This window comes from Bacillus infantis (assembly GCF_008180445.1).
In the GTDB taxonomy this organism is placed as follows: domain Bacteria; phylum Bacillota; class Bacilli; order Bacillales; family Cytobacillaceae; genus Bacillus_AB; species Bacillus_AB infantis_B.
In genome coordinates this window covers 319,285-332,470 of the sequence record NZ_VTER01000004.1, presented here as the reverse complement: position 1 = coordinate 332,470, position 13,186 = coordinate 319,285, and the positions used below count along the sequence as shown (strand labels likewise).

Sequence of the window (13,186 nt, the reverse complement as noted above, 5' to 3'; positions counted from 1 at the left end):
CAAAGATTCTGTTAATTTATGAAGGAACCTGCCAAAATGCCTATTTTTCCGCTATAATGAATACAAATGCCTGCTGGAAAGGGAATAGTCCTATGGAGATATTTTCTGATGAGTCGCTAAGAATTGAATGTGAAGAAGATGAAGTTTATATAACTGTTCTCAGAAAAGGCTATTCTTTAAAAAGACTGGAAAAAGAACTGTTCGATTTTCCGAGAATTTCAATCACAAAATTTATGGTGCTGAAAGAGGCGCTTGAACTGGCCGATTCTGGAAGGAAGCTGATTGGCGAACTGAAACCCCTGGCAGCTGTAAGCCTTAGCAGGGACATGATGGAAGCAAAGCTCCGGCTGAACTGCACGGAAGCTTATTTTAATGCAGAATTTAAGACTATAGCCGATCAAATAGCCTCACAGCTTCAGGAACTCGGGGTAAAACATGCAATTGAGGAGGATGTGCTGAGAAGCGTCCCTGTGCAAAAGGAAGCTGTCATTGCACAGGGCCTTCCTCCCCGGCATGGAAGCGATGCTGTCATCTGCTATTTTGAACAGAGTGAAAGGAAGCCCGCCATAAGGGAAGACGGCACCGCGAATTATTATGATATGAACTTCATTGATGAGGTTCAGGAAGGGGACTGGCTCGGCGAGAAAATTCCTGCAGAAGAAGGGGTTTTTGGCGAAACGCTGACAGGAGATCCTGTTCCTCCGTTAAAAGGAAAAGATAAAAAACTGCTTTATGACAAAAAAACCGTAAAAGCTTGTGAAGAGGACGGTAAAATGGTGCTGAGGGCGTTATGCGACGGTGTTGTCACATTCCGGGGCGGCAAGGTTTCTGTAGGCCGGCATCTAGTCATAGAAGGCGATGCAGGCCCTGAAACAGGCAATATCGAATTTGACGGAAGCATTACAGTCAGGGGTATTGTCAAGCCGGGCTACAGCGTCAATGCTTCCCTTGACATTTCTATTTTAGGAGAACTAGGCGTCAGCGGGTTTAAAGAAATCGTCTCGGAAAAAGGGGACATTTTCATTAAAGGAGGCGCGTTCGGCCAGGGAGCCGGCAGGATAAAGGCGGGAAAGAATATTTATATAAAGCACTCTAATGAATGCAGCCTGACAGCAGGCGGTGATATTCATATCGGCTATTATTCGATCGGCGGAATATTGAAAGGAAGAAATATCTTTGCGGATGAAAGAAAAGGAAAGCTGATAGGAGGCCTGATAGAGGCTAAAGGAAGGGTGCAGGCCGGCATCATCGGAAACAGGCTGGAAAGGAAAACGATTATACAGATTGAAGGATTTGACAGAAATACAGTCAATGAAGAGCTTGAGACACTCCTTCTTGCATATAGAAAAAGGGCCGCTGAAATGGAAAAAGGCAAAAAGCAGCTTGAAATCTTCGAACAATACAAAAATCAGCTGAGCGACAAGCAGCAGAAGCAGTATGAACAGACATTAAGCCTATTTGAGAGGCAGATGGAGGAAATCGCCGTACTTGACCATCAAAGGAAGATATTGACGGGCCTGCTTGAGACGAAGGGTGAAGGGGAAGTATCCATCCTGCAGGTCGCCTATCCGGAAACGCAGCTCCAGATTAAAAGCCAATCAAGAAAGCTGGATACTTTAGTCAGGGGCACCTTCTATGCTGTCAGGAACAGCATGCATTTCGAATAGTCCTTCATCAATTCTTTTTTTCAAGTTCCATCATCTTCTGTATTAAAATATGCTGAGGCATGTGCATGATTTGCTCTAGTGGAACATTGAGCTTCTCGGCAAGCTTGATTGCCGTTTCGGGGGAAATCTGCAATGGCTTCATCTCCGTCCCTCCTTTCTGAATATCTGCTGCAAATTGATAAATTTCCAATAATAATACTTTTCTGCAAAGAACAGCATCCCGGCAGCGAACGGGGTGCTGTTCTTTATATGACGGGATTGAAATATTCAGTGCTCCCGGGTTGCCTGTGAAAATAATCAATCAGCCTTTTTCGCCTGAATCCTCTCTCTTCTAAAACGGTCCTGCACCTTATTCCTTTTTCGGTCGCGGTACAGTATGAAGCCGGCAACAAACCCCAGCCCAAGCAAAAAGAAGAGCAGGCCTGCCAGGAATTGAAGCCATAAATAGGGGAAAGGGCTCTGGAGAATGCCAAATACCATATCCCTCATCAGTTTAACACCAATGGCAGCAATAAAGCCGGGTATCAATAAAACAACTAATGCAGCGATTCTTATCATATTTTGCCCCTTATTTAAAAAAGTCTCTTCATCGGTAATGATAAATTATAGAAGAAATTTGTCAAGCATGGAGAAAATAATTACAATAGTATTGAAAGATCTTGCAGACTATCAGTGAAAAAATCTTCGTACTAAGAGAGGGATAGCCATGCAGACAGTTATGATAGTCGGTGCCGGAAAAGGCGGAACGGCCATTTTGCGGCTCCTGAGAGAAACGGCGGTCCTTGATGTATCAGCAGTTGTCGATATCAATGACAATGCCCCGGGAATACAGCTTGCACGCCTGGAAGGGATTCGGACCGGTCCCGATTGGAGAGAATACATAAAAGAAGATCCAGATATCATCATTGAAGTGACGGGTGAAGAGAAGGTTTTTATCGATCTCAGGGAAGCGCGGTCGAAAAATACAGTGCTCATTCCCGGAAGTGTAGCCTTTCTCATCAGCAAGCTGCTTGAGGAAAAAGAAGAGCTTATTGAGGAATTCAAAAATGAAACATATAAGCATGACCTGATTTTCAATTCTACGGACGATGGAATGGTCGTTGTCAATGGAGAAGGCCGGATCATCCTCTTTAATCGAAGCGCCGAAAGGATGACAGACATCCCTGGGGAAACGGCAATCGGAAAGCACGTTCTTGATGTGATACCAGGCAGCTGCCTTCCAAGGGTACTGGAAACGAAAAGGACAGAGCTGAATCAGGAACTTGTGCTTGCGAACGGACTGGAAATCATAACGACCAGGATACCGATGATTGGGGAAAAGGGAGAGCTGATCGGTGCGTTCTCTGTTTTTAAGGATATTACCGAAGTAGTCAATCTCGCCGAAGAAATCACAAACCTGAAAGAAATACAAACCATGCTCCAGGCTATCATCCAGTCAAGCGATGAAGCGATTTCTGTGGTGGATGAAAATGGAAAGGGGCTGCTGATCAATCCAGCGTATACAAGGATCACTGGACTGACAGAGGAGCAGGTAATCGGACAGCCGGCAACGGCGGATATTTCTGAAGGAGAAAGTGTACATATGAAGGTCCTTCAGTCGAGAAGGGCAGTAAGGGGGGCGGCGATGAGAGTCGGCCCCGGCAAAAAAGAAGTGGTTGTCAATGTTGCTCCGGTAATTGTGGACGGCAAGCTGAAGGGCAGCGTAGGTGTCATCCATGATATGTCAGAAATCAAAAGCCTGAACAGGGAACTTACAAGGGCACGGCAAATCATCCGTACGCTCGAGGCAAAATATTCATTCGAGGATATCATAGGTACGTCTGAAGAAATGACACTGGCGATTGAACAGGCCAAGCTGGGGGCTAAAACGCCGGCAACCATTCTTCTCAGGGGAGAGTCCGGAACGGGCAAGGAATTGTTTGCTCATGCCATCCACAATGCAAGCGGGAGAAAATACAATAAATTTATAAGGGTCAATTGTGCGGCCTTGTCGGAAACCCTGCTGGAAAGCGAGCTTTTTGGCTACGAGGAGGGCGCCTTTTCCGGCGCCAAACGGGGAGGGAAGCGGGGCCTGTTCGAGGAGGCCAATAACGGCAGCATTTTCCTCGATGAAATTGGCGAAATGACAGCCAATACACAGGCCAAGCTGCTAAGGGTGCTGCAGGAGAATGAGATCACAAGGGTTGGCGGCACTAAGCCCATTCCGATAAATGTAAGGATCATTGCTGCGACCAATGTAAATCTGGAAAAGGGGATTGCTGCCGGCACTTTCCGTGAGGATTTATATTACCGGATAAACAGGATGCCGATACATATTCCTCCTTTAAGGAATAGAAAACAGGATATTCCCCAGCTCTGCAGCAGGCTGATCCAGAAAATCAATCAGGAATATGGGCGCAATGTCGATAAGGCTTCAGAAGAGGCCATATCAGCACTTATGTCCTATGACTGGCCGGGCAATGTCAGGGAACTGGATAATATTCTGGGGCGCGCCATTATTTTTATGGGCTATCATGAAACGGAAATTGAAGTAAGGCATCTTCCTGAAATGATTCTGAAGCAGCATAAGGGAGAAACGCAAGTAAATTCAGTTCCGGAAGAATATGGCGGGAATGACGCCTCGCTTGCCGAGCTTGTGGAAAGCTTTGAAGCGTCCATGATTAAAAGGGCCCTGGAGAAGCATAATGGCAATAAAACGGCAGCTGCCAAAAGCCTGGGATTGTCTGTCCGGAATTTGTATTATAAGCTTGAAAAATATAACCTTGCAAATAATGGCGCGCAATAATTTTCATAGTATGAAAAATTTTGCAGGTTCTTTAGTATGGTGAATAAAGCGTTTTCAGCAAATATAGGCTGGCACGGTTCTTGCATAATATAATATTGGTGTCGCAGCATTTGATTAAAGGGGTTGAAAACAAATTGAGGTTGAGCTCGCTCATAGAAAAAGCAGCAGGAAACAGAAAACAGACAGTCGCAGTTGCCGCAGCAGAAGACCATGAAGTAATGGACGCAGTAGCGGAAGCGGCCAAGCGCAATTTGGCTCATTTTAAATTATTCGGCGACGGAGAAGCGATTGAAGAACTGATCTATAATAGAAATCTTGAGGCTGCGGGCGGAAGGATAGAAGTCATCCATACACGAACAGCAGAAGAAGCAGCTGAAATGGCTGTAAGGGCAGTCAGCCAAAAAGAAGCCAGTGTGCTGATGAAAGGCAATCTTTCAACTTCGATCATATTAAAAGCAGTGCTTAATAAAGACTATGGTCTTAGAACGGGCAGTGTCCTTTCACATGCAGCTGTTTTTGAAGTGCCTGGCTACGACAGGCTCATCATCATTACGGATGCTGCCATGAATATTGCGCCGGATCTGAAGCAGAAAGAGCAAATCATCAATAATACAGTCAAGATTGCGAGAAGCATAGGCATCGACAATCCAAGGGTGGCTCCGATTGCTGCCGTTGAAACCGTCAATCCTGCCATGCAGGCAACTTTGGATGCTGCCGCCCTGGCCATGATGAATAAAAGGGGCCAGATCAAAAACTGCATTGTTGACGGCCCGCTTGCACTGGATAATGCAATCTCGCCAGCGGCAGCCGAGCATAAAGGAATCAGCAGCGAAGTTGCAGGCAATGCAGATATACTGCTTGTCCCTGCTATTGAGACAGGCAATGCTTTATATAAATCGCTTATGTATTTCGCAGGTGCAAAGGTCGGGGCAGTCATTGCAGGCGCCAAAGCGCCGATCGTCCTGACATCACGTGCTGATTCGGCAGATAGCAAGCTGAACTCACTGGCTTTGGCCCTTTGCTCTGCATCATCTTAATTTTTTGAAAAACAGGGGAGGAATATTAAAATGGAACTATTCAAATATATGGAGACTTATGATTATGAGCAGCTTGTATTCTGTCAGGATAAACAATCAGGACTGAAGGCAATCATCGCCATCCATGATACAACTCTTGGACCGGCTCTCGGCGGTACGCGCATGTGGACGTATGAGTCTGAAGAGGCGGCAATTGAAGATGCCCTTCGCCTTGCAAGAGGGATGACCTACAAGAATGCAGCAGCCGGCCTGAATCTGGGCGGAGGCAAAACGGTCATCATCGGAGATCCCCGCAAGGATAAGAATGAGGAGCTGTTCCGTGCATTCGGCCGCTATATCCAAGGGCTGAACGGCCGTTATATTACTGCCGAGGATGTAGGCACAACGGTAGCGGACATGGATATGATCCATGAGGAAACAGATTATGTCACGGGCATTTCACCGGCATTCGGTTCTTCCGGAAATCCTTCACCGGTCACGGCATACGGCGTATATCGCGGAATGAAGGCGGCTGCAAAAGAAGCTTTCGGCAGCGATTCACTTGAAGGCAAAGTCATTGCCGTTCAGGGAGTGGGAAATGTGGCATTCAATCTTTGCCGCCATCTGCATGAAGAAGGCGCAAGTCTGATTGTGACGGATATCAACAAAGAGGCAGTTCAGCGCGCAGTCGATGAGTTCGGTGCAAAGGCAGTGAATCCGGATGAGATTTACGGAGTAGAATGTGACATCTATGCACCATGTGCCCTGGGAGCTGTCATCAATGATTCGACCATCCCTCAGCTGAAGGCCAAGGTAATCGCCGGTGCAGCCAACAACCAGCTGAAAGATACTGCTCACGGTGATCTGATCCATGAAATGGGAATCGTCTATGCCCCTGATTATGTCATCAATGCCGGCGGGGTCATCAATGTAGCTGACGAGCTGTACGGATACAACCGCGACAGGGCTATGAAAAAAGTTGAGACCATTTACAACAATATTGAAAAAGTAATTGAAATCGCCAAAAGAGACGCGATTCCTACTTATAAGGCCGCTGACCGCATGGCTGAGGAAAGAATCGAAAGAATGCGTAATTCACGGAGCCAATTTCTTCAGAACGGGCACCACATCCTTAGCAGGCGCTAACCCGGGGACTGCTGAAAAAGGACAACAAGAGCGCTGAATAATTTATTCAGCCTCTTTGATTTTGAAGATATAGCAGCAGATCCTGCGGCTATAATGATAGAAAGAGACAATCTGAATTGGAGGTTTAATCTTGCAGGTACACAACCATCGAATTCTCGTAATCAACCCAGGTTCAACTTCCACGAAAATCGGAGTATTCGATAATGATATATCCATTTTTGAAAAGACGATCCGCCATGATTCCGGGGAAATCAATTCATTTGAAAAAATCATCGATCAATATGCCTTCAGGAAAAAGACTATCCTCGAAGCATTGGACCAAGAAGGCATGAATATTTCCAAGCTTGATGCCGTCTGCGGGCGCGGCGGCCTTCTGCGGCCGATCGAGGGGGGCACATACAGGGTAAATGAAGTGATGCTCCGCGACCTGAGGGAAGGCTATTCAGGCCAGCATGCATCCAATCTTGGCGGGATCATTGCCTTCGAAATAGCGTCAGGCCTTAACATTCCTTCTTATATAGTAGATCCTGTCGTAGTGGACGAGCTTGAAGATATTGCGAGGGTTTCAGGATTTGCCCTGATCGAAAGAAAGAGCATCTTCCATGCCCTTAACCAGAAAGCAGTAGCCAGACGGGTCGCTAAAAAGCTGGGCAGGAAATATGAAGATTTAAATCTGATCGTTGCCCATATGGGCGGCGGGATCACTGTGGGCGTCCATAAGATGGGGAAAGTCGCTGATGTGAACAACGGGCTTCATGGAGATGGCCCTTTCAGCCCGGAAAGGGCAGGCACCGTCCCGGCAGGAGATCTGGTGGACCTTTGTTTCTCAGGGGACTTCTATCGCGATGAAATCATGAAAAAGCTTGTTGGCCAGGGCGGCCTTGTCGGTTATCTGGGGACGAACGATGCGGTCGAGGTCGAAAAGATGATTGAAAAGGGCAGTGAAGAAGCAAAGCTGGTCTACTCCGCGATGGCCTATCAGGTCGCCAAGGAAATTGGATCCGCAGGTGCAGCCTTATCCGGCAGGGTGGATGCCATTATTTTGACAGGCGGACTAGCCTACGGGAAGGAATTCATCAAGGATATAAGCAGCCGGATCAATTGGATAGCGGATGTCATTGTGCAGCCTGGCGAGAACGAGCTTCAGGCACTGGCAGAAGGAGCCCTGAGGGTGCTGCGCGGCGAGGAAGCTGAAAAGGATTATCCCGGCTCGGAAAAAAATAAAGCAACGGTTTAGGAGGAATAGAATTGGCACAAGAATACGACTTAGTCATACTCGGCGGAGGCACAGGGGGCTATGTAGCCGCCATCCGCGCTTCACAGCTGGGCCTGAAGACGGCAGTTGTCGAAAAAGGGAAACTGGGGGGCACTTGCCTCCATAACGGATGCATCCCGAGCAAGGCGCTCCTTAGAAGTGCAGAAGTATATGCCACTGCCCGCCATGCTGAAGAGTTCGGCGTTTTAACAGGAGATGTTTCGGTCAACTTCGGCAAGGTGCAGGAAAGGAAAAATAAGATTATTGACCAGCTCCATAAAGGTGTCCAGCATCTGATGAAGCAAGGGAAAATCGATGTCTTCGAAGGTCTTGGCAGAATCCTGGGCCCATCCATTTTTTCTCCTATGCCGGGAACCATTTCAGTTGAAATGAACAATGGCAGCGAGAATGAAATGCTGATTCCAAAAAACGTCATCGTATCCACGGGATCCCGCCCGCGGACGCTCCCTGGACTCGAAATAGATGGAACCCAGGTGATGACATCTGACGAAGCACTCGAGATGACCGAGATTCCAAAGTCTATCATTATTGTAGGCGGCGGAGTTATTGGAATTGAGTGGGCTTCCATGCTTTCCGATTTCGGATCAGAAGTTACAGTCATCGAGTATGCAGACCGCATCATTCCAACAGAAGATAGGGAAATCTCCAAGGAAATGCAGCGGCTGATGAAGAAAAAAGGCGTTAAGTTTGCCGTAGGGGCCAAGGTACTTCCGGAAACGCTCCAAAAAGGTGAAGAAGTGAAAATTTCTGCTGAAATCAAAGGCGAGAAGAAGGAATTCTCTGCTGAAAAGCTCCTCGTTTCTGTGGGCCGCCAGGCTAATACGGAAGGCATCGGTCTTGAAAACACCGACATCCAGATCGAAAAAGGCTTTATTTCGGTCAATGAATATTTTCAGACAAAAGAATCGCATATCTACGCAATTGGCGATGTCATCGGCGGACTGCAGCTCGCCCATGTGGCTTCTCATGAAGGAATCACTGCAGTGGAGCATATCGCAAATGAAAATCCTTCACCGCTGGATTACAGCCTGATATCCAAATGCATATACAGCTCACCTGAAGCTGCGAGTGTGGGGCTGACAGAGGATGAAGCAAAGGAAAAGGGCCATGAAGTAAAGACAGGCAAATTCTCCTTCCGTGCTATCGGCAAAGCCCTGGTGTTCGGGGAATCGGACGGTTTCGTCAAAATTGTCGCTGATAAAGAAACAGATGATATCCTTGGTGTCCATATGATCGGCCCTCATGTCACAGATATGATTTCCGAGGCCGGACTGGCAAAGGTGCTGGATGCCACTCCATGGGAAGTAGCCCACACCATCCATCCGCACCCAACCCTTTCCGAAGCCATCGGAGAAGCAGCCCTCGCAGTAGACGGCAAAGCTATACATGGCTAGAAAAGCGGAGGAAGCTTGCCCAGAGCCGACAAGCATAAGACGCCCAAGAATAAAAGGCGTTCTTTGCCTTTAATTCTTGGGTGGCTTATGACTCGAGGCTCTAGCCGCCGGAGCTGGACAGAAAGAAAAGCGGAGGATGTTTACCCGCTTATATCTGATTTTATAAGATTATTAACAGCAAAAAGGAGTCTCGCGCTCCTGCTACATATTGAATTTTGAGGAGGCAAACAAATGGCTGAAAATCGTCATAAAGATTTAGGGTTAAGCGATGATAGGGTATTGGAAATGTATGAGACCATGCTGCTTGCCCGCCGGATTGATGAGCGGATGTGGCTTTTAAATCGTGCAGGCAAAATTCCCTTCGTTATATCCTGCCAGGGGCAGGAGGCAGCACAGGTAGGCGCTGCTTTCGCCCTTGACACTGATAAGGATTATGTACTGCCATACTACCGCGATATGGGCGTAGTGCTTACATTCGGGATGACAGCAACAGAGCTGATGCTGTCAGGTTTTGCAAAAGCTGAAGATCCGAACTCGGGAGGCCGCCAGATGCCGGGCCACTTCGGGCAGAAGAAAAACAGAATCGTAACGGGCTCATCCCCAGTTACAACACAGGTTCCTCACGCTGTAGGAATTGCCCTTGCAGGAAAGATGGAAGGTAAGGACCTTGTAACCTTCACTACCTTTGGAGAAGGATCCTCCAATCAGGGTGACTTCCATGAAGGTGCAAACTTTGCAGGGGTCCATAAGCTCCCTGTCATTTTCATGTGCGAAAACAACAAATATGCCATTTCCGTCCCGATTGAAAAACAGCTGGCATGCGAAAATGTTGCCGACCGTGCTGTCGGCTATGGTATGCCTGGCGTGACTGTTGACGGTAATGACCCGCTTGAAGTATACAAGGCTGTGAAGGAAGCTGCCGACCGCGGCCGCCGCGGAGAAGGTCCTACACTTGTTGAAACAGTTTCATACAGGCTGACGCCGCACTCATCAGACGATGATGACCGCAGCTACCGTGCACCGGATGAAGTGGCTGAAGCAAAGACAAAGGATCCGATCATCACTTTTGGCGCTTATCTGAAGGAAACAGGCCTCATGAATGATGAGCTGGAAAAAGAAATCAATGACCGGGTGATGAAACTGGTTAATGAAGCAACTGAATATGCAGAAAACGCACCGTATGCTGATCCGGAACATGCGATGAAATATGTCTATGCTGAGAAGTAAGGGGGAAAGAAAATGGCTGTAATTTCTTATATTGATGCCGTAACTATGGCAATCCGCGAAGAAATGGAAAGAGATTCAAAAGTATTTGTTCTAGGGGAAGACGTTGGGAAAAAAGGCGGGGTATTTAAAGCGACTCAAGGCCTGTATGAAAAATTTGGCGAGGAGCGCGTAATCGATACCCCGCTTGCTGAATCTGCCATCGCGGGTGTTGGAATTGGTGCAGCGATGTACGGAATGCGCCCGATTGCAGAAATGCAATTTGCCGATTTCATCATGCCTGCCGTTAACCAGATCATTTCGGAAGCTGCCAAGATCCGCTACCGTTCAAACAATGACTGGAACTGCCCGATGGTTATCCGTGCCCCATACGGCGGGGGAGTCCATGGTGCCCTTTACCATTCCCAGTCAGTTGAAGCCGTATTTGCCAATCAGCCAGGACTGAAGATTGTCATGCCTTCTACACCTTATGATGTAAAAGGGCTGCTGAAGGCAGCTATCCGGGATGAAGATCCGGTCCTGTTCTTCGAGCATAAGCGGGCATACCGCCTGATCAAGGGCGAAGTCCCAGATGATGATTATGTACTTCCAATCGGCAAGGCAGATGTGAAGAGGGAAGGCGAAGACATCACAGTCATCACTTATGGCCTATGTGTGCACTTTGCCCTTCAGGCTGCAGAGAGACTTGCGAAGGATGGCATTTCTGCACATATCCTTGATTTGAGGACTGTTTATCCGCTTGATAAGGAAGCAATTATTGAAGCTGCTTCCAAAACAGGAAAAGTGCTTCTGCTTACAGAAGATAATTTAGAAGGAAGCATTATGAGCGAAGTGTCTGCCATTATCGCCGAAAACTGCCTGTTTGAACTTGACGCGCCAATCAAGCGCATTGCAGGGCCTGATATCCCGGCAATGCCATATGCGCCAACGATGGAAAAATACTTCATGGTCAACCCGGACAAAGTAGAAAAAGCAATGAGAGAACTCGCTGAGTACTAAGAAAAGCGGAGGGCACTTGCCCAGGTGCGACAAGCATAAGACGCGCAAGAATAAAAGGCGTTCTTTGCCTTTAATTCTTGTGTGGCTTATGACTCGAGCACCTAGCGCCCGGAGCTGGACAGGAAGAAAAGCGGAGGGCGCTGCCTTAGCAGCGCCGCCCATAAAATATCTATAGCAATGGAGGTTATGCCAATTGGCTATTGAACAAATAAAAATGCCGCAGCTTGGTGAGAGTGTGACAGAGGGCACCATCTCCAAGTGGCTTGTTTCTGTTGGCGATACAGTAAATAAATACGACCCTTTAGCTGAGGTCATGACAGATAAAGTGAATGCAGAAGTCCCATCTTCTTTTACCGGTGTAATCAAAGAACTGATTGCCGGCGAGGGAGACACACTTGCAGTCGGTGAAGTGATGCTGACGATTGAGGTTGAAGGCGGGAATACTGACGAGGCAGCAGGAAAAGAGAACTTCAAAACAGAAGAAAAGGCGGCATCTTCAGAAACAAAGGTGGAAGAAAACAGTCCATCCAAGGCAAGATATTCGCCTGCAGTGCTAAAGCTTTCTCAAGAGCACGGCATCGACCTGAACCTGGTGAACGGAACAGGTGCAGGAGGCCGCATTACAAGAAAGGATCTCCAGAAGCTGATTGATTCAGGGAATATTCCTCAGGCTGAGGCAAGGCAGGAAGAGCCGGCAGCCTCACAGAAGGCACAAGAGCCTGCTGCACAGACTCAGGTTCAACCTGAGCCGGCAGCAAAGCAGCCAGCTGCTGCGCCAAATGTTCCAGTCATGCCTGGTGATATAGAGATTCCGGTAACAGGTGTCCGTAAGGCAATTGCCGCAAATATGCTCCGAAGCAAGCATGAAGCGCCGCATGCGTGGACAATGATGGAAGTGGATGTTACAAACCTGGTTGACTACCGCAACTCCATCAAAAATGAATTCAAAACAAAGGAAGGCTTCAACCTGACTTTCTTTGCATTCTTTGTCAAAGCGGTAGCCCAGGCCCTTAAGGAATATCCGCAGATCAATTCAATGTGGGCAGGGGACAAGATCATCCAGAAAAAAGATATTAATATTTCCATTGCAGTTGCAACGGACGATGCGCTGTTTGTGCCAGTAATCAAGCATGCTGATGAAAAAACGATCAAAGGCATCGGCCGTGAAATCGCAGAGCTTGCCGGCAAAGTGAGGAGCGGCAAGCTGACTTCAGCAGAAATGCAGGGCGGCACATTCACAGTCAATAATACCGGCTCATTTGGGTCTGTCCAGTCAATGGGCATCATCAACTATCCTCAGGCTGCAATCCTGCAGGTTGAATCGATTGTTAAGCGCCCGGTCGTCATGAACAATGGCATGATCGCAGTCCGGGATATGGTCAACCTTTGTATGTCGCTGGACCACCGTGTCCTTGATGGCCTTGTGTGCGGACGGTTTCTGCAGAGGGTTAAAGAGATACTTGAGAACACATCAAAAGAAAATACATCTGTCTATTAAGAAGAATGAAAGTCGCTGCAGTTTAATCAAGCTGCAGCGTTTTTTTACTTTATTTAAAAAGGAGATCGTCCTTTTGTCCTTCATTGCCAGTTGAGCTCTTGTATACTACAATAATATTAGAAAAATAATTTAGAATATTGATGAATTTCAGTTCCTGGGAGGAGGGAAGCTGCTGTCACAA

11 protein-coding genes are annotated in these 13,186 nt (G+C 47.5%); 9 read left to right on the top strand and 2 right to left on the bottom strand.

The genetic code is table 11. The annotated features are described in order from the left end of the window. The first annotated feature begins 92 nt into the window (after window positions 1-92). On the top strand, window positions 93-1,667 hold the full coding sequence (locus FZD51_RS09485; protein WP_262380833.1) for a DUF342 domain-containing protein: 1,575 nt from the start codon (window positions 93-95) through the stop codon (window positions 1,665-1,667). Between the two features lie 7 nt (window positions 1,668-1,674). Here FZD51_RS09485 and FZD51_RS09480 read toward each other — a convergent pair whose 3' ends face one another. Then, window positions 1,675-1,809: a YycC family protein gene (locus FZD51_RS09480; protein ID WP_009794970.1), complete on the bottom strand. Its 135-nt coding sequence runs from the start codon at window positions 1,807-1,809 to the stop codon at window positions 1,675-1,677. Window positions 1,810-1,964: 155 nt separating this feature from the next. Next, on the bottom strand, window positions 1,965-2,225 hold the full coding sequence (locus FZD51_RS09475; RefSeq protein ID WP_009794971.1) for a DUF2627 domain-containing protein: 261 nt from the start codon (window positions 2,223-2,225) through the stop codon (window positions 1,965-1,967). A 148-nt stretch (window positions 2,226-2,373) separates the two neighbouring features. Here FZD51_RS09475 and FZD51_RS09470 point away from each other — a divergent pair, with 148 nt between their 5' ends. From FZD51_RS09470 to FZD51_RS09435, 8 genes are all read left to right on the top strand, one after another. After that, window positions 2,374-4,452: a sigma-54 interaction domain-containing protein gene (locus tag FZD51_RS09470; RefSeq protein ID WP_148974531.1), complete on the top strand. Its 2,079-nt coding sequence runs from the start codon at window positions 2,374-2,376 to the stop codon at window positions 4,450-4,452. Between the two features lie 134 nt (window positions 4,453-4,586). Beyond that, window positions 4,587-5,489, top strand: a complete 903-nt coding sequence (gene yqiS / locus FZD51_RS09465; RefSeq protein WP_148974530.1) for a phosphate butyryltransferase — start codon at window positions 4,587-4,589, stop codon at window positions 5,487-5,489. Between the two features lie 30 nt (window positions 5,490-5,519). Further along, a complete protein-coding gene (bcd, locus tag FZD51_RS09460) occupies window positions 5,520-6,614 on the top strand; it encodes a branched-chain amino acid dehydrogenase (RefSeq protein WP_022544175.1) in 1,095 nt (364 codons plus the stop codon). 130 nt (window positions 6,615-6,744) lie between these two features. Beyond that, window positions 6,745-7,851 carry a butyrate kinase gene (gene buk / locus FZD51_RS09455; RefSeq protein ID WP_148974529.1) on the top strand — a complete coding sequence of 369 codons (1,107 nt, stop codon included), beginning with the start codon at window positions 6,745-6,747 and terminating at the stop codon, window positions 7,849-7,851. An 11-nt stretch (window positions 7,852-7,862) separates the two neighbouring features. Further along, complete coding sequence (gene lpdA, locus FZD51_RS09450) at window positions 7,863-9,284, top strand: dihydrolipoyl dehydrogenase (protein ID WP_148974528.1); 1,422 nt, start codon at window positions 7,863-7,865, stop codon at window positions 9,282-9,284. A gap of 231 nt (window positions 9,285-9,515) precedes the next feature. Beyond that, window positions 9,516-10,511: a thiamine pyrophosphate-dependent dehydrogenase E1 component subunit alpha gene (locus FZD51_RS09445; RefSeq protein ID WP_148974527.1), complete on the top strand. Its 996-nt coding sequence runs from the start codon at window positions 9,516-9,518 to the stop codon at window positions 10,509-10,511. A 12-nt stretch (window positions 10,512-10,523) separates the two neighbouring features. Then, window positions 10,524-11,507, top strand: a complete 984-nt coding sequence (locus FZD51_RS09440; RefSeq protein ID WP_148974526.1) for an alpha-ketoacid dehydrogenase subunit beta — start codon at window positions 10,524-10,526, stop codon at window positions 11,505-11,507. Between the two features lie 193 nt (window positions 11,508-11,700). Then, the gene (locus FZD51_RS09435) at window positions 11,701-13,005 is read left to right on the top strand and encodes a dihydrolipoamide acetyltransferase family protein (RefSeq protein ID WP_148974525.1); all 1,305 of its coding nucleotides are present in this window, start codon (window positions 11,701-11,703) and stop codon (window positions 13,003-13,005) included. Window positions 13,006-13,186: the final 181 nt, after the last annotated feature.

Excerpts from the sequence above, each read along its gene's own strand:
- FZD51_RS09485 (WP_262380833.1), top strand. The coding sequence starts at position 93 with ATGGAGATATTTTCTGATGAGTCGCTAAGAATTGAATGTGAAGAAGAT.
- FZD51_RS09480 (WP_009794970.1), bottom strand. The coding sequence starts at position 1,809 with ATGAAGCCATTGCAGATTTCCCCCGAAACGGCAATCAAGCTTGCCGAG.
- FZD51_RS09475 (WP_009794971.1), bottom strand. The coding sequence starts at position 2,225 with ATGATAAGAATCGCTGCATTAGTTGTTTTATTGATACCCGGCTTTATT.
- FZD51_RS09470 (WP_148974531.1), top strand. The coding sequence starts at position 2,374 with ATGCAGACAGTTATGATAGTCGGTGCCGGAAAAGGCGGAACGGCCATT.
- bcd (WP_022544175.1), top strand. The coding sequence starts at position 5,520 with ATGGAACTATTCAAATATATGGAGACTTATGATTATGAGCAGCTTGTA.
- FZD51_RS09445 (WP_148974527.1), top strand. The coding sequence starts at position 9,516 with ATGGCTGAAAATCGTCATAAAGATTTAGGGTTAAGCGATGATAGGGTA.
- FZD51_RS09440 (WP_148974526.1), top strand. The coding sequence starts at position 10,524 with ATGGCTGTAATTTCTTATATTGATGCCGTAACTATGGCAATCCGCGAA.